The organism is Pedobacter sp. GW821-FHT01D05, from assembly GCF_059422505.1.
In genome coordinates, this window is the sequence record NZ_JBWKXA010000001.1 from 302,727 (window position 1) to 325,299 (window position 22,573).

Genomic DNA, 22,573 nt, shown 5'->3' on the forward strand with positions numbered 1-22,573 from the left:
ACAACACACAATGAATAAATAATGATTAAGAGGGTGTCCAAAATATTTGGATACCCTCTTTAAATTAGATTTTATGGCACTAACAATAGATTTAAAAGGGAAAATAGCTTTGGTAACCAGTGTTACCTCCGGTATTGGCTTGGGGATTGCCAAAATGATGGCTAAAGCGGGCTGTACCGTGATCGGTTGTGCAGAACAAAGTGAAACGAGTGATGTTGCCCAGCGGTTTTTAGCAGAAATGGGGGCTTTTGACGCACATTCAGACTATTTTAAAGCTGATATGGTGGTAACTGAAGATATTGATGGTCTTGTATCAGATATAACCGGTGATTATGGACGATTGGATATTTTGGTTTCTAACGCTGGTCAGAATGTATTTACAGGTTTAGAAAATAGTACCGAAAAAGACTGGCAGTTTAATTTGGATTTAAACCTTTCTGCACATTGGCGTTTGGCCAAACGCTGCAAGTCGTTACTAGATGGAAATAATGGAGTAATTATCGTAATGGCATCCAGCCATGCTTTTGCCAGTATCTCCGGCTGTGCGCCATATAAGATTGCCAAAACTGCATTAACGGGTTTGGTGAAAAGTTTGGCTATAGAATCGGGGCCCGGTATTAGAACAATAGGCATTGCACCGGGCTTTATCGATACGTCCGGTAACCAGCAATGGTTTAATTCATTTATACGGACCGAAGAAGAAAGGCAACGGACCATAGATCTTCATCCGGTAAAAAAACTGGGTACAATAGAAGAAATCGGAGGCTGGTGTGTCTTTTTATCCAGCAAGTACGCCGGTTTTGCATCTGGAACTACCTATTTAATTGATGGCGGCCGAAATGCGGTATTGCGGGATAATTGAGACTTGAGATTTGAGATTTGAGATTTGAGAAAAAAGGGATACCAAGATAGGAGTAATTCTTTAACAATAAGATGGATATTTGGAAGCCAGATGTGCTTTGTAAAGCAGGTTTAATTTTAGTTAAAGGCTAACTGGCAACTGGACTTCGGACTCCCGACCAAAGACTTCGGGCTAAACGCTACTTCTGGTGTAGGGGTAACACCTATTTTATAGGTAATATTCATATCAATAGGTTTTACTACTAAAATACAAAATATCACTTAATGGACTAATATAAAATCGGCTTCGCTATTAGGTTTGGCGTTCGTTATCCTCAGTTAATTCTTCAACTTAACCTTAAGTTAACATATACGCTCTTTCTTTGTTCAGCATTGCCTGATATAGATGCTTCTAACATGATCAAACCCTTTAGTGTTCTAGTGCTTTTTCTGCTTTTCGTTTCGAATGCGGTTGCCCAGGAAGAAAAATTCGAATCGATTATTGCCCTGAATCAAAAAGATCCGACTGCAGCCCTGGCTCAATTAAAAAAAATATATGCCAAAGCTATCGATGGCAATGACGAGCTTTTAGAAGGCAAATGTTTGCAGCAAATGGGTAGGGTTTGTTATACGCAGGGGCATTTCAGCCAATCGTTAGAGTTCTTTTTAAAAGCCGATAAAATATTCAATAATGCCAATCAAACCCATTTATTGGCCGCAAACCTTAACGATGCGGGTGTGCTCTACTACTATATGAAGCAGAAAGACAAGGCCATGCATAGCTATAACAAAGCCATCGGTATCTATAAAAGATCGAATAACTTAACCGGACAGGCAACCGTTTTGGGCAATATTGGGCAGTTATACGAAAAAAGACAACTTTACGACAGTGCATTTTACTATCAAAAACTCGCTTTAAAAATAAACGAACAGGTTAACGATAAAAGCGGGGTGGCCAAAATACACGAAAACCTGGGCAGTATATATGAAGATCTTGAGCGTTACGATTCTGCGTATGTGCATTTTAAACAGTCGTTAAATTTATATCAGGCAGATCATAATGACCTGGGGAGTATCGAAGTAATTAATAATTTGGGCGATATCCTCCGTAAAACAGGCCGGTATAAGGAAAGTATTGTGCAAACCGAAACGGCGTTAAAACTGGCCGAAAAGATGGGCAATATTTATCAGCTAAGTTCCTGCTGCAGAGATTTGGGCAAGGCATACGAACTGTTGAACAATATGGACAGCGCCTACCATTATGTAAAACTCGGCTATAAATACACGATCGATCTGTATTCGGAAGACGGTGCCCGGCAGGTCGCCTTTTTGCAGGTGCTTTACGATATCAATAAAAAATCTGATGAGATTAATAAACTGAAAAACGACCGGAAAGTGAACAGGATCATTGCGTCTTCTGCCACAATTGTAGTGATATTATTGGTTGTTTTGGGATTTGTTATTTTTAGCAGACAACGCTTAAAGTTGAGAGATCAACAGATGCTGGCACGGCAGAAAGCGATAGAACATGATATGACCAGTTTGGCGCTCAAAAATCTTCAGCTCGAAGAACAAAATCTGAAACAGTTGCTGGAGGTTAAAAGCAGAGAGCTTTCTACCCATACCTTAAATCTGATTAAACACAACCAATTCCTTGAAAATCTTAGGAGCACCTTACAAGCGATGGTAAAAGAGGATAAGCGCGATCAGAAAAAACAGATGAACCAGATCCTCACGGAGATTAATCAAAGTTTTAATCACGAACGCAACTGGAAAGAATTTACGGTGGCTTTCGAACAGGTGCACCATCAGTTTCTCGAAAGCCTAAAAAAATATAGTAATGAGCTTACTTCAGCTGATATGCGCCTGATTGCACTGTTAAAAATGAACCTCGATTCAGCTGATATTGCAACCTTACTTGGTATATCTACCGATAGCTTAAGGGTATCGAGATATAGGTTAAGGAAAAAGCTAAATCTAGCGCAAGGCGATAATTTATCGGCATTTATCCAGGCGTTATAACCGTTACATCAGCTGTAACATACAACCTTTTTTTGCTCGTTTTTAGGGCTTAACAATTTGTTAATGTAACGGTAATAAAAGCATAACGGCGTTTTATATAGTAGTTAATTTATTGATAATAAATTGGTTATGTTTTTGTGTTGCCTTTTGATATATGCTTGTTGTAACGCTGTTGCCTTTATGTAACCTCAATAATTTCTTTGTGTAAAATGGTGTATACACCTTTGCCCCGTCGATAATAAAAAGACATTACCAAACGCAATGAACAAACGATTACAAATTCTGTTTTTACTTCTTTTTTGTGCAGGCACAGCCAGTGCCACAAAACTGAAAGGCCATGTTTACGATAAGCAAACTGGAGAGGCCATTGTAGGTGCAACAGTGGTTTTAGAAAACCCAAGGCGCACAACCAATACCGGATTAGATGGTACTTTCGAATTTAAGGATGTAAAAGTAGGTACTGCCAAAATTAGTGTAAGCTATATTACTTACAGGACCATCGAGAAAACCTTAATGATACTGAAAGAGGATAACGATCACTTAAAGTTCTACATGGAGAGCGATTCGAAAAGCCTTGATGATATCACCATTAAATCGAATGCAGTTAGTTCTACTGATCAGGGTGCAAGGCGCCTGGAAAAAAATGCCCCACAACTGATGAATATCGTATCAGGAAGGTCGATTGAGATTTCGCCAGATTTAACGGTAGCCAATGTGATGCAGCGTATTTCGGGTGTGTCTATAGAGCGCAATAGCAATGGCGATGGGCAATATGCCATATTAAGAGGAATGGATAAACGCTACAACTATACTTTGGTAAATGGTGTGAAAATCCCAAGTCCGGATAATAAATACCGTTATGTTCCGCTTGATCTTTTCCCTTCTGATTTACTCGACCGTTTAGAGGTGTACAAAACACTTACGCCAAATTTAGAGGGCGATGCCATTGGCGGTGCCATTAATATGGTGATGAAAAATGCGCCAGGCTTGCTGCAGGTAAATGCCAATGTTGCTACAGGTTATAACCAATTGTTTTTCGATCGTAAGTTTACCAGTTACAATGCTTCGGGTGTTAATTATAAATCGCCTTACGAAATAAACGGGAAAAACTACAATGCTACACAAAACGATTTTAGTAAGGGAACACTCGATTATAAATATAAAAACCCTGCGCCTAATTTAATCGGAAGTTTATCCTTAAGTAAACGCTTTTTGGATAATAAATTAGGGGTGGTGCTGGCAGGAAGTTATCAAAATACTTACCGTGGCAGCAACAGTACTTTTTACAATAATGCTGTTGTAGGCGTCGATCCTTATGCCAAAATTACCAGCAAAAGTTACCGTGAGTATTCCGAACAGCAACAACGAACGGGTTTACATGGAAAAATTGATTATGTTTTTAATAAAGATCACCAGATTAGTTTGTACAATGTATACGTTAACCTAAAAAATCAGCAGGTTAGAGATGCTGTAACCACTACCTACAATGGCGTTTATAATCCAACAGCTGGGAATGCCGAATTGGTTTACGATACCCGTAGCCGCTTAACCGAGCAGCAGATTTACAATACTACGCTTCATGGCGACCATAAATTTTTTGATGATAAATTTAAAGTACAATGGTCGGCTGTTTATTCTTCGGCCAAAAACGATGTGCCCGAAAATACCAGTATCAGTTTAAATGGGATAGAGCAGAATTTTCAAAGCAAACGTACCAGTTTGGTTAATACTAATCCAGTTACCCGTAGATGGGAGCGTAATACTGATGAGGACTTAGCCGGCTACCTGGACCTGACTTATCAGGTTTTGACTGGCGAGCATAAACTGGATATTATGGCCGGCGGTTTATACCGCGATAAACAAAGAAGCAGTTTCTTTAACAACTACAATCTTGCCCCAAGTGCAGCCAATGCATTTGATCTTTACGGCGTGAATTTTCAAAATTATACCGATTTAAACCTTGTGGTGAGTAATTCTACAGGAGCAGTAGCTAATGCATTAACCTACGATGCCAGCGAGAAAATCGCAGCAGGTTATGGTATGTTTAAGTTTAATTCAGCCAAATTAGAAGTGATAGGAGGGCTAAGAGTAGAACATACCAATCAGGGTTATAACCTGCTTTTTCCTGCAGGTGAGGCTTTTCCAAAAGGAAATCAGATTTATACTGATCTGCTGCCCAGTTTAACCGCAAAATACTTCTTAAGTGCAAAAGCACAATTACATGCCTCTTATTACAAAGCCCTTAACCGCCCTGGTTTTTATGAAATTGTACCAGGAAAGGTGAAAAATGAAGAGTTTATAGAGCGCGGTAATGTGAACCTGCAACGTGCCTTAGCCGATAATTTCGATTTACGTTACGAACTTTTTCCGGGTGCTTCAGAACAATTGTTGGTGGGTGCTTTTTATAAGCGGATCAAAAATCCTATTGAATATACCTTTCAGGCCGATGCCGTTCGTGGACAGGACACTTATTATACCCCGGGAAACTTTGGTACGGCCAATAATTATGGCGCAGAGGTAGATTATATCAAATATTTCAGCAAAATAGGCGTAAAGGCCAATTATACCTATACCCATTCGCGTATTAACACCACTAAAACCACGAGGGTCATCAACAGTACTACCGGAGATACAGAGCCGGCCAATGTTAACCAGGAACGCCCGCTTTATGGTCAGTCAGCACATATTGCCAACTTATCGTTATTGTTTAAAGACACTAAAAAAGGCTGGGATGTTCAGGTTGCAGGTGCCTACACAGGGCCTCGCATCAACACGATTTCTCAATTCTTAAATAACGATTTGTGGCAGGAAGGATTTATACAGATGGATGCTTCGGCCGAGAAACGTTTTAAAGGCGGTATTAGTGTTTTTGTAAAGGCCAATAACATCTTAAATACGCCGACAAAATTATTTATAAAAGGCACCAATCCTGAGAATAACAACATCAACGAAGACCTGGTAAAAAACGGGACTACATTGATCAGAAGTGATTATTATGGCCAAAACTACCTTGTTGGCTTCAGATATAAGTTTAATTAATAGAATTTAAAGATATAAAGACATGAAATCGAATCAGATTTTTAAGTTGATGATCCTGATGGTGTTAGCCTTAGCAGGATGCGAGAAAGCCAATATAGATGTAGATACCACCGCTGTTGATGGTTCGGCAATTGGTGAGGTTTCTGGAGTTTGGGCTAAAGGCAGTACACAGGTAATTAAAGGCGATATCGTAATTCCGGAAGGGAAAACGCTAACGATTGAAGAAGGAGTAACGGTGCTGATGGATACGGTTGCCAAACCAGAAATTATTATAAAAGGCAATTTGTACGCTTTAGGAACCACGGAAAATCCAATCAAATTTACCGTAAATGATTTTTACAAAACGCCATTAACCAAGTTTGGTAAACTCTGGGGCGGTATTTTGGCTGGTCCAACATGCGAAGAACTGGTGCTTGACCACGTCATTCTAGAATATGGCGGTGCTAAAACATCCGATGCTTCTACTTCGGTAAAAATGGGCCTGTATAAGGCTGTTGCAGGCGAAAGTTTACCTGCACTTTGGTTTGCCAATGCCAGGGGCAGATTGGTGGTTCAAAATAGTACCATCAGAAATTTTCAGGAAGATTGTACTTATATTGAAGGTGGAAGAATCATTTTTGCCAATAATGTGTTTTATACCACAGGTGTAACAGGAGGAGAAGCCATGAACTTTAAGTCGGGATGTTTGGCTGATATAGCCTATAATTTGGTTTATAGCACCAATACCAATGCCTTAAAATTATCTAATACAGGAGATAAAACGCCACAAACATATATTATTGCTTACAACAATACGATGGTGAATACGGGCTGGAGAAGACCAACTGCAAAAGGCGGATCAATCTGGCTGGAAAGTACTGTGCGTGCCGATCTGTATAATAATCTTTTCGCCAATACCCGTTTTGGTGTAAAAAGAGATCCAAAAAAGCCTGAAGATAACCGTTCTGCTTACAGCAATAACTGGTATTATGGTTTCGATCAGGCTACCGTAAATCAGTTTCAGCCATCTGGCGACATTGTGGGCGGTAAAAATGATGTAATTAGCAATGTTGCCGGAGCAAATGACCCTAAATTTGTGAATTATCCTTTAAATACAGCGGTTACCAATGCCGATTTTAATACCGCATGGGATTTTCACCTGCAGGGCAACTCACCAGCTTTGGGTAAGGGCATCACTAACTTTACCCGCCATCACCAGGCTGGAATTATAATGAAAAATGGTATCACCTATAGCTCACCATCACCATCAACATTTGTTGGTGCCTACGGAACTAAAATATAAAATGAAACATAACAATATATTAAAACTTGCCGCTTTTGCGGTTTTAAGCCTTACGATTTCTTGTAATGGAGGTACACAAAATGAAAGTAGTGCAGTAGTAAAACCTTTATACGTATCTGATCCTGTCGATTTTGATACCGATGATCCTGCGATCTGGGTAAACCCGAATGATCCAGCACAGTCTTTGGTGATCGGTACCGATAAAGATAGCAGTGGCGGCTTATACGTTTTCGATCTGAAAGGTAAAATCATCAAGTCGAAAACTGTAAAGGGTTTAAAGCGACCAGATAATGTTGATATTGCCTATGGTTTGTTACTCGCTGGAAAAAAAACAGATATTGCCGTAACCACAGAACGTTATACACATAAACTGCGGATATTTTCGCTTCCCGATATGAAAGCAATCGATAATGGTGGGATTCCTGTTTTTACAGGCGAAACAGGGGCAGAGTACCGCGATTTGATGGGGATTTCGATGTATACCGATCCAAGCGGAAAAATTTATGCAATTGTTGGTCGTAAAACGGGGCCTAAAAACGGAGGTTATCTTTGGCAGTACCTGTTAACCGATGATGGAAAAGGCAATGTTAAAGCAGATTTGGTGCGGAAATTCGGCCAGTATAGTGGCAAAAAGGAAATAGAAGCCATTGCCGTTGATAATGAGTTGGGATACGTTTACTATTGCGATGAGCAGGTAGGTGTACGCAAGTATTATGCAGACCCAGCCAAAGGAAATAAAGAGCTGGCATTATTTGGGCAGGGCGATTTTGCTGTCGACAACGAAGGCATTGCCATTTATAAAACCTCAGGGAATAAGGGATATATCCTGGTATCCGATCAGGGTGCTAAGCAGCTAAAAGTGTATGACCGGGTGGCTAAAGCCAATACTGCTCATCCACACGCATTGTTAACCACCATTAAATATTCAGCCAACCAAACCGATGGTATTGATGTGGTTTCAGTTCCTTTAAATAACGATTTTAAACACGGTTTGCTGGTGGCCATGAGCGATGATAAAACCTTCCATTTTTATAAATGGGAAGATCTAGCAGGTAAAAAACTGACTAGTGTAAATCCATAACATTAACATGTGTTTTTTGGAAAGCAATTGCAGGAGCATTTAGGGCGGTTCAGTCCTGCTCCCGCTTCTGCCAATTTGAAGGAAATCGGCATCTCGCTTCGATCAGGTTTAGGAGGCAGAAATAGTACTTCTATGGTGGTGAAATAAAGCCCTGCCCATTACAAGCTGGTGGCCAATGTCGTTAAGTTAAGAGGTTTTAAACACAGATAAACACGGATTTCCATATCTATGCGCATCCTTTTTATCTGTGGTTAAATTATTTTGGTTTATGGCGAATACTTAACTTATTGACATAATAAAACCCTCCCCGTTGCAGGTGGGTAACCAATGCCGTTAAGTTAAGGAGGAAACGTTATTTTGCAATTGCTTACTAATAAGATATTTGCGATACTATACATTTCCACCCAGCTAGGCCACAGCACCGTATCCCCGTTCCACTTAAATCCGGCCTAACAAATTTTTCGGATTCTGCTGACCCAGCCATACCACTTGCTCTTAAAGAAAAATTTTCAGCCGGCATTTTTTGTTTCTTTTTGATGCCAAAAAGAAAGAGCCTTTCGGCGGCGGTGAGCCGAGGCAAGAATGAGCCTCTGGACAAAAAAGGATATGCGTCGTTTATATTGATTTTAAAAAATAAATTATCCCTCAGACTTACAACGCTTATGCTTAACTTAATGATATTGGGAGGGTGACTGGTAGCGTTATCCCCGATTGATCGTCACCCTGACCTGTAGTGAAACGGAAAGCTACGAAGTAAACCGAGCTTTAAGCGAGCTTACCGAAGGTAATTAGCAGTCTGATGAGATTGATCTATACCGCAATATTATTCGATAATTTATACTCAGATGGCGTAATTCCCGTCTGTTTTTTGAAATACTTTCCAAAAAAAGAGGAGTTGCTAAAACGCAGTTCCAAGGCTACCTCCGAGATATTCATTACATGGCTGGTTAGCAATAACTTTGCCTCCCTGATCACCATTTCATCAATAACTTCCCCCGCTGTTCTATCGGTTACCTGTTTAACAACCTGTGATAAATGCCTTGGCGTAATGCGTAAACAGTTGGCATAATAAATTACACGTTTTTCCTTCTTAAAGTTTTCTGATACCAACGATAAAAACCGATTGGTGAGTTCTGTCTTGCTATCATGAGCAAAAGGTATTGGATTTTTCTGTTTATTCTTTAACAAAAAGAGGTCGTACAGCAGCTCCAGGAAGCTATTGTGCACAATGTTTTTAATCTGAGGAGTATCTTTAGGTACATTCAGTTTTTTGTGCAGCGCAAGCATGTCATAGTAAATGAATGTATATTCTTCTTTTGATAATGAAAATTTATGAGTAGGATCGTTCTGGAACATTCTGTAAGCTTCTCCGCTATTAAAGAATATCCCCTTGGTTTTTAAATAATTTTTATTAAAATGGATGCTGATGAAAGAAACATCACTGTTATCCTTAATCTCATAAACGGCATGTGGAAAAATGAGTAGAATATCTCTTTGATTTAATACATGCTCTACAAAATTTATCCGAAGGTTCATCTTTCCTTTGGTGATCAGAATTAAGGCATAACTCGATACGCGGAAAGGTTCCGAACTGCAATAATGAGGATCACTGCTATGGTGGATTTTTGCCATCAATCCATCATTTAAAGAAAGTGCCTCCTCATGGTTTTTTTCTGAAAAAGTTTTATTGAGTAACTCTTGTTGCATAAAATCGATCAGCGTTTTTTTAATAATTTCTTAACAGATTCGATCATCTTTTGCACTACAATTTTAGCCACCCTTTTACGGATAGTTTTTCGCCCTTTTATCTGTTGGATTTTGTACTCGCAAATGTAATGTTCGAGATCAATTTTGCAAGAATATTTTTTTAAAATGACTAATTTCTGATTAATTTTCAATCTTTTGATTAATAAATATGAAATTTTAATTGACTTAAAAACAGTAATTTATATTATTTGTTGAGCTGTTTTGTGTGTTTTTTATCGTTTTACTATTTTATAATAAAAGTCAGAATGTCAATTGGTCAATTCATCTGAATGTCACATTTCGTCAATCCTACATTTTGACCAATATATCCCACATTTGAACCTTTTTTTGGCTTCAATTCCGCGTTAAAATTGTGTTATCAAATCGTTTGGTTAATGCGGCCTTAATCTACCTAGTTGATTTTAATCTCTACAAGTAGCATTCAGGCGCAGGCTAAATTTTCAGAACAGGGTTTTAAAAACTGAAGAATATAAGTGTTCAGCATGCGTAAAAAATTACAAGATAGAATTGCCTCTTTTAAGGATGCGGCGGTGATAAAAGAAAAGGGATTATATCCTTATTTCAGGTCGATAGAATCAGGCCAGGATACCGAGGTGGTTATCAATGGAAAAAAGGTACTCATGTTTGGTTCAAATTCCTATTTAGGGTTAACCAATCATCCTAAAATAAAAGAAGCCGCAAAAGCAGCCATTGAAAAATATGGCACCGGCTGCGCAGGATCGCGGTTTTTGAACGGTTCGCTCGATATTCACCTCGAATTGGAAAATCGTTTGGCCGAATATGTGGGCAAAGAAGCGGCAGTGCTTTTTAGTACTGGTTTTCAGGTCAACTTAGGGGTAATATCCTGTTTGTTAGATCGTAACGATTATCTGTTATTGGATGAGTACGATCATGCCTCAATTATCGACGGAAGCCGTTTGGCATTTTCGCGCACCATTAAATATGCGCATAATGATATGCAGGACCTGCGCCGAAAACTAAGCAGATTACCTGAAGATGCTGCTAAACTGATTGTTTCTGATGGGATTTTCAGCATGGAAGGCGACTTGGTTAATCTTCCTGAAATGGTAAATATTGCCAATGAATTTGGTGCAAATATTATGATGGATGATGCACATAGCCTAGGGGTAATTGGTTTTAATGGCTCTGGTACAGCATCACATTTTAACCTTACTGAAGATGTAGACCTCATTATGGGTACTTTTAGTAAATCGCTGGCCTCGTTAGGTGGTTTTATTGCGGGCAGTACCGAAACCATCGAATATATCAAGCACCGTGCCCGCTCACTGATGTTCAGTGCAAGTATGCCGCCTTCTGCTGTGGCCAGTGTAATTGCTGCATTAGATATTATTGAATCTGAGCCTGAACGGATTGATAAACTTTGGGCCAATACAGAATATGCGAAAAAACTTTTGCTTGAGGCTGGTTTCGACATCGGGCACAGCAACAGTCCGATTATTCCCATTTATATTCGCGATAATACCAAAACCTTTATGATTACGAATATCCTTCAGCAAAATGGGGTATTTGTAAACCCAGTTGTTTCGCCTGCAGTGCCTTCTGATTCATCTTTGATCAGGTTTTCTTTAATGGCTACACATACTTTCGATCAGATCGAATCGGCCATAGCAAGACTAAGCGCTGCTTTTAAAGCTGTTAATGTAGAATTAGTAGGAAGCCAATCATGAGAGAACTGGTAAAGGTTTCCGGTAAAAAAGCATTGAAGGCATTTGTAGATTTTCCTCATGAATTATATGCTGGCGATGTAAATTACGTGCCCGAACTTTTTATTGCCCAGCGTGATCTGCTTACCCCGGGCAAACATCCTTTTTACGAGCATTCGGAAATACAGCTTTTTTTGCTGTACGACGAAGGTAAAGTAGTTGGGCGCATTGCAGCAATTAACAATAGAAACCACAATAAGGTTTACGGCGGACATGACGGTTTCTTTGGTTTTTTCGATTGTATAAACGATGTGAAGGCTGCCTTGCAACTTTTAAATGGAGCACAGAATTGGTTATCGGAAAGAGGGCTGACAAAAGTTTTAGGTCCGGTAAATTTTTCGACCAATGAAGTATGCGGATTACTGATTGAAGGTTTCGACGGGCCGCCTGTAGCCATGATGCCTTATAATGCGCCATATTATCTGTCGCTTTTAGAGCAGACCGGCTTCCAGAAAAATGTCGATTTAAGGGCCTACCGCTACACCGCGGGCAACTATAGCGAAAGATCGGTTAAACTGCTGGATAGGATAGAAGAACGGCTACTCCGTAACGATATCGTGCTGCGTAAAATCAACATGAAAAAATTCAAGGAGGAGTGTAATGCGGTGAGGGAGGTATACAACAAAGCATGGGATAAAAACCTTGGTTTTGTACCGATGACGGATAAAGAGTTTGACTATACGGCAAATGACTTAAAACTGATCCTAGACCCTGAGTTTTGTATCCTGGCCGAGCAGCACGGCAAGATTGTGGGTTTTGCATTGGCCATTCCCGATATCAATCAGATCCTGATCAAAATTAAACGCGGTAGGTTGTTTCCAACAGGTTTAATCAAGCTTTTGGCCAATAAAAAGAAAATTGATGGCATCCGTATTTTGTTGCTTGGCGTGGTAGATGGTTACCGTAAAATGGGGATTGAAGCTTGTCTTTATGGCCGTATCATTAAACATTTCAAGGCTAAAAACATGAAATATGCGGAGGCCAGCTGGACTTTAGATCATAACGATCTGATCAATAAACCTATTGAAGATATTGGTGGAAAACTATATCGTAAATACAGGATTTTAGAGAAAGCGATATGAAAAAGCGGGTGTTGATTACAGGAGCGACAGGATTTGTAGGGTATCACCTGATTAAATCTGCTTTGGCGAATGATCTCGAAGTGTATGCAAATGTACGTCAATCGGCTACTGCAGCGCATCTTAAAGATTTTCCGATCAATTACGTGAATCTTGATTTTTCTTCAATTTACCAGTTAAAAGAAAATATAGAAGAAAAAAAATACGACTATATCGTGCATGCGGCTGCAGTAACCAAGGCCAAAAAACTCGATGATTACAATCAGGTAAACGCCATTTATACCCGGAACCTGGCTTTAGCGGCTTCAAAATCGGCACATAGCCTAAAGAAATTTGTATTTATCAGCAGTTTGGCTGCGCTTGGGCCTTTAACGCAAAAGAATGAAAAACTAACTGATAACGGGGGCTCAAATCCGGTAACCAATTATGGGATCAGCAAGGCACTTGCCGAGACATACTTGGCCCAGATTCCGAATCTGCCCCTGATCACCTTTAGGCCCACAGCAGTGTATGGGCCAAGGGAGAAAGATATTTTTATATTAATTAAAACGATTAAAGCAGGGCTGGAGCTGTATATCGGCAAACAGGAACAGGAACTAAGCTTTGTATACGCCACCGATTTGGCCAATATCATCGTAAAGGCACTCGCATCTGATGTGGTTGGCAAAAGTTACAACATTTCTGATGGGGTAGTTTATAACCGTTCTGCGCTGGCTGCCCATGTGCGTAAGGCTTTAAACAAAAAAACAGTGACCGTGAATTTACCTGTGCAAATGATTAAAAGCCTTGCCTGGTCGATGGAAAGGTTGTATGGACTGTTTAATAAGGTCCCGGCCTTAAATGTAGATAAGATAAAAGAACTCACCGCTCTGAATTGGGGCTGCGACATTAAAAATATTCAGAACGACTTTGGTTTTGTGCCTCAATTCGGGTTGGAACAAGGACTCACTGAAACCATACACTGGTACCGTAAAAACAATTGGTTATAAGATTTTAAATAAAATAGAATGAAACAAGAAGTAAAAGCAGCTGAAGGCAAGCTGGGAATATTAATGCCAGGATTAGGTGCTGTAGCAACAACCATGATTGCCGGAGTTGCAGCAATAAAAAAAGGGATATCAAAACCTATCGGTTCGTTAACACAGATGGGTACCATCCGTTTGGGAAAAAGAACAGAAAAAAAAGAACCAAAAATTAAGGATTTTGTGCCGCTAGCGGGTTTGGAAGACTTAGTTTTCGGTGGCTGGGATGTGTACGAAGATAACGTTTACGAAGCGGCAATGAATGCCCGTGTACTGGATGCTAACTTACTGCGCGATGTGCGTGAAGAATTGCAGGCCATCAAACCGATGCGCGCTGCTTTCGATAGAAATTATGTAAAAAACCTGGATGGCAAATATGTAAAAGATATCGATAACCGTTACGAACTGGCTTTAGCCGTAATGGAAGATATTAAAAACTTCAAAGCAGAAAACAATTGCGACCGTATAGTATTGGTTTGGTGTGGTTCTACCGAAATTTATTTCGAAGCATCGGAAGTTCACGAATCGCTGGCTGCGTTTGAGCAAGGCTTAAGAGACAACGATTTGCGTATTGCGCCAAGTATGATCTATGCTTATGCTGCATTAAAATTAGGTATTCCGTTTGCTAATGGCGCGCCAAACTTAACGGTAGATATTCCTGCATTGATCGAGCTGGCTAAAGAAACCAATACCCCAATCGCCGGCAAAGATTTTAAAACTGGTCAAACATTAATGAAAACCATTTTAGCTCCTGGTTTGGCGGCACGTTCGTTAGGTGTAAACGGTTGGTTTTCTGATAATATTTTAGGTAACCGCGATGGTTTGGTATTGGATGACCCTGATAACTTTAAAACCAAAGAAGTATCTAAACTGGGCGTACTGGAAGATATCTTTAAACCAGAAGTTAACCCTGATTTATACGGAGATATGTACCACAAAATCAGGATCAACTATTATCCGCCTCACGGTGATAACAAAGAAAGCTGGGATAACATCGATATTTTCGGTTGGTTAGGTTATAAAATGCAGATCAAAATCAATTTCCTTTGCCGCGATTCGATTTTAGCCGCACCGATTGTATTGGATCTTGCTTTGTTTATCGATCTTGCTAAGCGTGCAAACCTATCGGGCATTCAGGAATGGTTGTCATTCTACCTGAAATCGCCACAAACGATTCCAGGTGTACCTGCAGAAAACGATATTTTTAAACAGTTAATGAAACTTCAGAATACCTTACGTTACATCATGGGCGAAGAATTGATCACCCATTTAGGTCAGGATTATGAAGAAGAACTGATAGAAACGGTATAGTGTTTATCCACAAATTTCTTTCAACGGCTCTGGGAATCGGGTATATCGGCAAGGGCGCAGGTACTTATGCTGCAATAGCAACCTGCATCTGCTGGCATCTTTTCCAGAGCCCTTATACCAACCCTTATTTATGGCCGGTACTTTTCACTATGCTCATCGTGATTTTGGGGGTAATGAGTGCCGATCGGGTGGAAGAGATTTGGGGAAAAGACCACGGTAGGGTGGTGATTGATGAAGTGGCCGGAATGTGCATCACCCTATTGTTTGTGCCTTTAAAATGGGAATACACCTTAATAGGGCTTATTCTTTTTAGGTTTTTTGATATCCTTAAGCCGCTTTACATCCGAAAACTCGAAGAATTGCCAGGTGGTTGGGGTGTAATGGCTGATGATGTATTGGCCGGTATTTATGCAAATGTTATACTGCAACTGGTTGTTGTTTTAGCACTGTTTTAACCATGATGTTCACTTATCTAAAAGCGCAGGCGTCATCCCTAGTGGCCTCGGCAACAGATTTTGGTGTGACCATTTTTGCCGTAAATATTTTGGGCTGGTGGTATCTGGCAGCAAGTGTTACGGGTACGGTTGCAGGTGGAGCAGTTAATTTTTATGTGAACCGTAAATGGGTTTTCGAAAGTGAATCTAAAGCCATTAATTGGCAGATATTGAAATATATTTTGGTATGGTCAGGCAATCTGATTATCGTAACCGCAGGTGTGTTTATGCTCACCCATTATTTTAACCTCAATTATGTTCTCGCTAAAGTGCTTAGTTCAGTTATAACTGGGTTAAGCTACAATTATATCATGCAAAAGCAGTTTATTTTTTCAAGTTAAATGAAACCGATCTATTCATTTTTTCTCCTCTTGGTGCTCAGTTTTATTTTGCAGGTAAATGCTTTTGGCCAAAGAACAGTGGTATCTGGCATCGTGCGCGATGCGGTTACCAAAGAAACATTGCCAAATGTTTCCGTTTTCTTTAAAGATACGAAAATAGGCATACAGACTGATGTAAACGGAAAGTACACATTGGTTTCTCCTGATGCTCAAAACGAAATTACTTTTAATTATGTGGGCTATCGTACAGTTTTTAAGAATATTGTAGCTTCTGCAACTCAAGAACTTAATATTTCCTTAGTACCCGATTCAAGAGCACTGGATGAAGTGGTTATTGTGGGCGGAAAAAAAGTAAAATACCGCAATAAAGATAATCCGGCGGTAGAATTGATCCGCCAGGTAATCGCACACAAAGATGAAAACCGGATTAAGAGTTACAATACGGTGTCTTTTAGGCAGTATGAAAAGATGTTGTTTTCGTTGAGCAATGTGTCAGATAAGTTTAAGAACAAAAAGATGTTCAGAAACTATCAGTTTTTGTTTCAGGAGCAGGATTCGACCTTAATTGGCGGAAAAAATCTCCTACCTGTATATATTCAGGAACAATTATCTGATCATTACCTCAGTAAAGATCCTGAAAAAAATAAAAATGTTGTTCTTGCCGAGAAACAGGTAAACTTCGATAGCAGGTACATCGACAATAAAGGAATGAAAACTTATTTCGATAGGATGTACCAGGATATTGATATTTATAAAAACAACATTTCTGTAATCAGTAACGAATTTTTAAGCCCGATTGCAGATGGTGCACCGGCTTTTTATAAGTTTTTTATTACCGATACGTTAAAGAATCAAAAACCTCAGGTTATTGAGCTGTCGTTTACCCCCCGAAATACAAACGATATGTTGTTCGAAGGAAAGATTTATGTAACCAATGATAGCCATTATGCTGTTACAGGGGCTTCATTTGGGGTAAATAAAAACATTAACCTCAATTTTGTACGTGCACTAAAAGTCGATCTCAATTTCGAAGCCAACAACAAAGGCAAATATAGTTTAAGTAAAAGTAATCTGTTGGCCGATTTCGGTATTGGCAAAACCAAAGGCATAGGTTTTACCGGCGAACGTACCGTTACCTATAAGAATTACCAGTTCGATACGGTGTTGCCTGATACTATTTTTCAAGGGAAAAGTACAGTAGTGATGGCCGATGCAGCAAAAAAAGATGATAAATTCTGGGAGAAAAACAGACTGGATACCATTTCGAAGAACCAGCTGAAGATTTATGGCAATATAGATACCCTGCAAAATCTGCCATCTTTTAAGCGCACTATGAAAATTGTTACCCTCTTGTTTGCAGGTTATCAGAATTTAGGTCCCTATGAAATTGGCCCGGTAAATACATTTTATAGCTTTAACAATGTAGAAGGTTTAAGGCTGCGGGTTGGTGGCCGAACAACACCTGAGCTTAGTAAACGTTATTATTTCGAAAATTATTTGGCCTATGGGATTAAAGATGAGAAATGGAAATTTTTCCTTTCCGGAACTTATTCGATAAACAATAAATCGATCTACGAATTCCCACAGAATTATATCAGGGCAAGTTTTCAACGCGATACTAAAATACCCGGACAAGAACTTCAGTTTGTGCAGGAAGACAATTTCCTGCTCTCGTTTAAACGCGGAGTAAACGACATGCTGTTGTACAACGATTTTTACCGTTTGGATTATGTTAGAGAATTCGAAAATCACTTTTCGTACAATCTAGGCTTTAAAAAATGGAGCCAAACGCCAGCTGGCGGACTTAACTACGTAAATTCAAATAATCAGTTGGTAAACAGGTTAAGCACCAGCGAACTTTCTCTACAGTTGAGGTATGCGCCAAACGAGAAATTTTATCAGGGCAAAATATACCGAGTGCCCATTGCCGACCGTTATCCGGTATTTAATTTGCGTTATACCGCAGGTTTAAAAGGGGTTTTTGGTGGCGAATACAATTATCATAACATCATGGGCAGTATCGATAAACGCTTTTATTTATCGCAGTTGGGGTATAGTGATGTGACTTTCGAGGGTGGTTATATTGCCGGTAAAGTGCCTTTTCCTTTATTAGATATACATCGCGCCAACCAAACCTATGCTTATCAGCTCAACTCTTACAACCTGATGAACTTCCTCGAATTTGTGAGCGACCATTATGTGAGCATCAATATCGATCATAATTTTAATGGCTTCTTTTTTAATAAAGTGCCATTGATCAAAAAATTAAAATTGAGGGAAGTGGTGTCGTTCAAAGCCCTATATGGTGGTTTGCGGAACGAAAATAATCCGAATTTTCAAACAGGATTATACCGCCTTCCGGTTTACGAAAATGGTGCCCAAAGAACTTATGCATTGGGTAATGAGCCGTACATGGAAGGTAGTGTTGGTGTAGGCAATATCTTTAAATTATTGAGGGTCGACGTGGTGAAACGGTTCAACTACCTCAATAATCCGGAAGTTTCGGAGTGGGGAATAAGGGCGAGGGTAAAATTTGATTTTTAAGAAATAAGCTATGGAAAAAAATCTAAGGGACAGCCTGCAACAAGGCATATATAAAGTGATCAATCCTTTTGTAAAGGGTTTGATTAAAATCGGTTTAACACCTAATGCGGTAACTACCATTGGTCTGATCCTGAATATTGGCGTAGCCGTAATTTTTGTGCTCGGTGCCGAAAAATCTAACCGTGGCGATATGTCATACATCGGCTGGGGAGGGGCACTGGTGCTTTTTGCAGGCCTGTTCGATATGCTCGATGGGCAGGTGGCGCGATTGGGAAACATGAGTTCGAAGTTTGGTGCTTTGTACGATTCGGTACTCGATCGTTATAGCGAAATGATCATGTTTTTGGGCATCTGTTATTACCTGGTTGCACATCATTATTTCTTAAGTTCGCTATTTGCCTTTATTGCATTGATCGGCTCGATGATGGTGAGTTATACCCGTGCAAGAGCCGAGGGATTAGGCGTGGAGTGTAAAGGCGGTTTAATGCAAAGGCCGGAAAGGGTAGTAACCATTGGCGTTTTTGCCATAGCCTGTGGTATTGCGGGGCATTTTATTGGTGGCGATTACAAAGTTTACTTGCCAGGCATTTCATTCCATGTTTTCGAAACGATGTCGATTTTTACCATGCCCATAACACTAATGGCGGTATTAACCAATATTACGGCTGTTAAAAGGTTACAGGAAGCCAAAAAAGGGCTCGAAGCGCAAGAGCTTAATGAGCGAAAAGGAAATAACAAGGCTGCATTAATTGCGGGTTTGGTATTAATGGGAAGTTTAACCGGAGTACTGTCCTTTAACGCAAATGCGCAAGGATCAGATCCTTCTCCGATTGCTTTTCCAACACCGAAAGATATCCCTAATCAGCTGTTTTATTTACAGCGCGATCCGAATACCAATACCATTATCTGCCAGTTAAATGTAGATAAACATGGCGAAGTAAATAAAGAACAGCCTGTAAATGTTTTTTGGATGCGCTACGGAGATAAAGGCGAAAAGAAAGAGCTGAGTTATATCCAGCGGAAATTTGCATATGGCATCATCAGCAAAAGTCTGGGTAACGGTCAGTTCGAACTGCGGTTTACCTCGCATAAAAAACTGCCGATGTATTTAAATAAATCTGGCGCAGATAAAAAATACCATGTTTTTGCTACGATCAACAATAAAAAAATGCAGCTAGAACGGATTTTCCTTCGGATTGAGGGCGGGACCTTTTGGTTTCCGAATGTAAAATATGTAGAAATAAAAGGTTTTGATGTTTCGGAGCCTTCAAAAGTGTTAGTTGAAAGGATTAAGGTCTGACGGAGGGCGTAATGCGGGTGGCGTCCTCACAAAGTTCGTCATTGCGAGAAGGCTTTTTCAGCCGACGAAGCAATCTTTACAGCAGGGCTCATAAGCATGAAAGATTGCTTCGTCGTTCCTCCTCGCAATGACGACTTTTCTATATCGATTTGTCTGTCTGAGCGGAGTCGAAGACCCACTACGTTGAGAATGATAAATTGTTTGAGGAAAAGATCCTGAAACAAGTTCAGGATGACGATTACATGTGCCGAGTCGAAGACCAGTTAAAAATATTACCAATGAAAAAGAATTTTGTTTCAAATTCGACCGCATCCATCAGGATGTTTAAAAATGACTTTTTAGAAAGCCTATCAAAAGTTAGGTTTTATGTACCGTTGATTGTTTATGTACCGGTTATTGCCTTTCTTTTTTGGAAAGCGCTTTGGCAAATCGAAATGCCCGTTTTAAATTTTGCAGGCTGGTTTTTGTTGGGACTGGCCATCTGGACCATTACCGAATACATCCTGCACCGCTATGTTTTCCATTTTGAGCCAGATGTGGAATGGGGCAAGAAAATCCATTTTATTTTTCATGGTGTACACCACGATTACCCTAACGATGCCAAAAGGCTGGTGATGCCACCTTCGGCCAGTATTCCGATGGCTCTGGGGTTTTACTTTCTCTTCGATTGGTTATTGCCCGATACCGTGGTTTATCCATTTTTCTCGGGTTTTATGATCGGTTATCTTTTTTACGACATGGTACATTACGCGCTTCACCATGCCAATTTTAAAAGCGGCTTTTGGAAACGGTTAAAACAGCATCATATGCTTCACCACTATTCCGATTCGACCAAGGGTTATGGGGTAAGCTGGACTTTTTGGGACCATATTTTTAGGTCTAATTTTGATAAAAAATAACATGCAGCAAGAAGTATTGCTTAAAAACAGTTTTTATAATCTTCGGAATATTTATCTAACAGTTGCTATATCTGTTGGATATCTATTGTTATCGGTACTGCTGGTCGGCTTTAAAACCGATCAGCTGGTGCTGATTTTTATTTTTAATGCTTTGTTTTATATCTCCAGGGGAACCAGGCAGTTTATCCTCGGCTTTTCAATCTTTATTGTCTACTGGATACTGTTTGATTACATGAAAGCATTTCCGAACTACCTTTTTAATACGGTACATATTGAAGATTTATATGAACTCGAAAAAAATACTTTCGGCATTAATTACCATGGCTTAATACTTACACCTAACGAGTATTGGAAAATAAACAGTACTTCATTTTTAGATGTATTGACCGGGTTTTTCTACCTGATGTGGGTACCTGTTCCGCTGGCATTTGCTACTTATCTTTTTTTTAAGAATAAGGAACAGTTTGTCCGTTTCTCGCTCACCTTTGTATGGGTAAATTTGTTAGGCTTTGTGTTGTACTATGCTTTCCCGGCTGCACCACCATGGTATGTGCAGGAACATGGCTTCGGGTTTATCGCGAAAACTGCTGGTAATACCGCTGGATTGGCCCGGTTTGACCATTATTTTAACATTACACTTTTTCATGGTATATACAGCAAAGGTTCTAATGTATTTGCGGCTATGCCATCTTTACATTCTTCGTATCCTGTTATTGTTGTTTATTATGGCTTAAAAAACCGCTTGGGTAAGATCAACATTTTTTTTGCTATCGTAATGATTGGAATCTGGTTTTCGGCTATTTATACCAGTCATCATTACACGCTTGATGTATTAGCCGGATTAAGCTGCGCCATAGTAGGTATTATTTCTTTCAATTATTTAATGCGCAATACAGCTTTGAAGCACTTTGGGAAAAAACTGATCAACGCCATTAGTAATTAAACAACCAGCATTGATCAGGTACGATATTTCAGTATATAATTTTATGCCGAAAGGTTAAGTGGTGTTTGGCTGTTACGCATGGTTAAAGCCTGGCAGTTGCTTTTTGCCTTCGCAAGCAGGTAAAATTCTACGCTGGCGATTAGGATGAGTGTATAACCAAAAAGTTCGAGCGATTCTTCTGATACATTCTTCACATCACGGCTATATTGACTTTCCATAACGGCCATCCAAAATACTTTTCTACCATATAAACGTGCGAAAATATAAGTAGTTAAAATTCCAGATAATAGTATCCCAAAGGAAAATTTGTTTACAAAACCGTTTAGGTTAGAAAAAAAGAGTCCTTTATTTCTGTATATAATAATAATTGCAAGAAAAAGTAAACCAAAAGCGCCGGTTTGCCATGCTCCATCATAAACATGTTCATCAAGAAAAGCGTCTTGCTCTCTGATGAGAGATGCCATTGTGAAGCTAAATAAGGCAAAAGCAAGTGGGAATGACGATTTATGTTTAAATGAAATATAAAGGTAAGTAAGGGCGCTTAATAGTAGCAGCAAGCTCTGCACATATTCTACAATTGATTGTTCACTGAATTTATTACTTCCTGCTTCATGCTGCACATTCCACTTCAGAAATTCAGACAATAAAACGATTATTAAACCATAAATAAGAAATCGGATAATAGCAGTTTTTAGACCGCTTGGGCTTGATGAGATAGTGGGACTGACCATTTTTTATTGAATTTGTATTTGTCATCAGCTAGAAAAATCAATAAACATGATTCTGCCGATAAGTTAGACTACAAATTTCGCTCAAGAACCATTGCTAAAAAAGGTCTATAAGTCCTAAAAATTGGTTAAAAAGTACGAATATTTCAAAATTTAA

The 22,573-nt window shown here is 39.5% G+C and carries 17 protein-coding genes; 15 read left to right on the forward strand and 2 right to left on the reverse strand.

Going from position 1 to position 22,573, the window contains the following annotated elements; all coding sequences use genetic code 11:
- Positions 1-73 precede the first annotated feature (73 nt).
- The 5 genes from AC07VK_RS01165 to AC07VK_RS01185 all read left to right on the forward strand — a co-directional run bounded on the left by AC07VK_RS01165 (position 74) and on the right by AC07VK_RS01185 (position 8,264).
- Positions 74-862, forward strand: a complete 789-nt coding sequence (locus AC07VK_RS01165) for an SDR family NAD(P)-dependent oxidoreductase (protein WP_492957751.1) — start codon at positions 74-76, stop codon at positions 860-862.
- A gap of 395 nt (positions 863-1,257) precedes the next feature.
- A complete protein-coding gene (locus AC07VK_RS01170) occupies positions 1,258-2,862 on the forward strand; it encodes a tetratricopeptide repeat protein (protein ID WP_492957753.1) in 1,605 nt (534 codons plus the stop codon).
- Between the two features lie 261 nt (positions 2,863-3,123).
- Positions 3,124-5,901: a TonB-dependent receptor gene (locus AC07VK_RS01175; RefSeq protein WP_492957755.1), complete on the forward strand. Its 2,778-nt coding sequence runs from the start codon at positions 3,124-3,126 to the stop codon at positions 5,899-5,901.
- A 22-nt stretch (positions 5,902-5,923) separates the two neighbouring features.
- A complete protein-coding gene (locus tag AC07VK_RS01180) occupies positions 5,924-7,183 on the forward strand; it encodes a right-handed parallel beta-helix repeat-containing protein (protein WP_492955578.1) in 1,260 nt (419 codons plus the stop codon).
- Between the two features lies 1 nt (position 7,184).
- Positions 7,185-8,264: a phytase gene (locus AC07VK_RS01185; protein ID WP_492955577.1), complete on the forward strand. Its 1,080-nt coding sequence runs from the start codon at positions 7,185-7,187 to the stop codon at positions 8,262-8,264.
- A gap of 810 nt (positions 8,265-9,074) precedes the next feature.
- On the opposite strand, the gene AC07VK_RS01190 is transcribed toward AC07VK_RS01185, so the two are convergent.
- The gene (locus AC07VK_RS01190; protein WP_492955576.1) at positions 9,075-9,971 is read right to left on the reverse strand and encodes a helix-turn-helix domain-containing protein; all 897 of its coding nucleotides are present in this window, start codon (positions 9,969-9,971) and stop codon (positions 9,075-9,077) included.
- Between the two features lie 542 nt (positions 9,972-10,513).
- Here AC07VK_RS01190 and spt point away from each other — a divergent pair.
- From spt to AC07VK_RS01240, 10 genes are all read left to right on the forward strand, one after another.
- The gene (gene spt / locus AC07VK_RS01195; protein WP_492955575.1) at positions 10,514-11,719 is read left to right on the forward strand and encodes a serine palmitoyltransferase; all 1,206 of its coding nucleotides are present in this window, start codon (positions 10,514-10,516) and stop codon (positions 11,717-11,719) included.
- Positions 11,716-12,837, forward strand: a complete 1,122-nt coding sequence (locus tag AC07VK_RS01200) for a hypothetical protein (RefSeq protein WP_492957757.1) — start codon at positions 11,716-11,718, stop codon at positions 12,835-12,837. Before spt ends, AC07VK_RS01200 begins: the two co-directional genes overlap by 4 nt.
- The gene (locus AC07VK_RS01205; protein WP_492957759.1) at positions 12,834-13,823 is read left to right on the forward strand and encodes an NAD-dependent epimerase/dehydratase family protein; all 990 of its coding nucleotides are present in this window, start codon (positions 12,834-12,836) and stop codon (positions 13,821-13,823) included. The genes AC07VK_RS01200 and AC07VK_RS01205 overlap by 4 nt, the downstream gene beginning before the upstream one ends.
- Before the next feature lie 18 nt (positions 13,824-13,841).
- Positions 13,842-15,167, forward strand: a complete 1,326-nt coding sequence (locus AC07VK_RS01210) for an inositol-3-phosphate synthase (RefSeq protein WP_492955572.1) — start codon at positions 13,842-13,844, stop codon at positions 15,165-15,167.
- Positions 15,167-15,622 (forward strand): phosphatidylglycerophosphatase A family protein, encoded by a 456-nt coding sequence (locus tag AC07VK_RS01215; RefSeq protein WP_230144963.1) that lies wholly within the window; start codon positions 15,167-15,169, stop codon positions 15,620-15,622. The genes AC07VK_RS01210 and AC07VK_RS01215 overlap by 1 nt, the downstream gene beginning before the upstream one ends.
- A 2-nt stretch (positions 15,623-15,624) precedes the next feature.
- Entirely contained in the window at positions 15,625-16,002 is a 378-nt protein-coding gene (locus tag AC07VK_RS01220) for a GtrA family protein (protein ID WP_492957761.1), read from the forward strand.
- Entirely contained in the window at positions 16,003-18,546 is a 2,544-nt protein-coding gene (locus AC07VK_RS01225) for a DUF5686 and carboxypeptidase-like regulatory domain-containing protein (RefSeq protein ID WP_492957763.1), read from the forward strand.
- A 10-nt stretch (positions 18,547-18,556) separates the two neighbouring features.
- Positions 18,557-19,846 carry a DUF4833 domain-containing protein gene (locus AC07VK_RS01230; protein ID WP_492957765.1) on the forward strand — a complete coding sequence of 430 codons (1,290 nt, stop codon included), beginning with the start codon at positions 18,557-18,559 and terminating at the stop codon, positions 19,844-19,846.
- Positions 19,847-20,124: 278 nt separating this feature from the next.
- Complete coding sequence (locus tag AC07VK_RS01235) at positions 20,125-20,745, forward strand: sterol desaturase family protein (protein WP_492955568.1); 621 nt, start codon at positions 20,125-20,127, stop codon at positions 20,743-20,745.
- Between the two features lies 1 nt (position 20,746).
- On the forward strand, positions 20,747-21,688 hold the full coding sequence (locus AC07VK_RS01240; protein ID WP_492957767.1) for a phosphatase PAP2 family protein: 942 nt from the start codon (positions 20,747-20,749) through the stop codon (positions 21,686-21,688).
- Between the two features lie 41 nt (positions 21,689-21,729).
- Here AC07VK_RS01240 and AC07VK_RS01245 read toward each other — a convergent pair whose 3' ends face one another.
- Entirely contained in the window at positions 21,730-22,332 is a 603-nt protein-coding gene (locus AC07VK_RS01245; protein WP_492955566.1) for a hypothetical protein, read from the reverse strand.
- Positions 22,333-22,573 lie beyond the last annotated feature (241 nt).

Coding starts and splice junctions, on each gene's coding strand:
- AC07VK_RS01165 (WP_492957751.1), top strand. CDS start 74: ATGGCACTAACAATAGATTTAAAAGGGAAAATAGCTTTGGTAACCAGT.
- AC07VK_RS01170 (WP_492957753.1), top strand. CDS start 1,258: ATGATCAAACCCTTTAGTGTTCTAGTGCTTTTTCTGCTTTTCGTTTCG.
- AC07VK_RS01175 (WP_492957755.1), top strand. CDS start 3,124: ATGAACAAACGATTACAAATTCTGTTTTTACTTCTTTTTTGTGCAGGC.
- AC07VK_RS01180 (WP_492955578.1), top strand. CDS start 5,924: ATGAAATCGAATCAGATTTTTAAGTTGATGATCCTGATGGTGTTAGCC.
- AC07VK_RS01185 (WP_492955577.1), top strand. CDS start 7,185: ATGAAACATAACAATATATTAAAACTTGCCGCTTTTGCGGTTTTAAGC.
- AC07VK_RS01190 (WP_492955576.1), bottom strand. CDS start 9,971: ATGCAACAAGAGTTACTCAATAAAACTTTTTCAGAAAAAAACCATGAG.
- spt (WP_492955575.1), top strand. CDS start 10,514: ATGCGTAAAAAATTACAAGATAGAATTGCCTCTTTTAAGGATGCGGCG.
- AC07VK_RS01200 (WP_492957757.1), top strand. CDS start 11,716: ATGAGAGAACTGGTAAAGGTTTCCGGTAAAAAAGCATTGAAGGCATTT.
- AC07VK_RS01205 (WP_492957759.1), top strand. CDS start 12,834: ATGAAAAAGCGGGTGTTGATTACAGGAGCGACAGGATTTGTAGGGTAT.
- AC07VK_RS01210 (WP_492955572.1), top strand. CDS start 13,842: ATGAAACAAGAAGTAAAAGCAGCTGAAGGCAAGCTGGGAATATTAATG.
- AC07VK_RS01220 (WP_492957761.1), top strand. CDS start 15,625: ATGATGTTCACTTATCTAAAAGCGCAGGCGTCATCCCTAGTGGCCTCG.
- AC07VK_RS01225 (WP_492957763.1), top strand. CDS start 16,003: ATGAAACCGATCTATTCATTTTTTCTCCTCTTGGTGCTCAGTTTTATT.
- AC07VK_RS01230 (WP_492957765.1), top strand. CDS start 18,557: ATGGAAAAAAATCTAAGGGACAGCCTGCAACAAGGCATATATAAAGTG.
- AC07VK_RS01235 (WP_492955568.1), top strand. CDS start 20,125: ATGAAAAAGAATTTTGTTTCAAATTCGACCGCATCCATCAGGATGTTT.
- AC07VK_RS01240 (WP_492957767.1), top strand. CDS start 20,747: ATGCAGCAAGAAGTATTGCTTAAAAACAGTTTTTATAATCTTCGGAAT.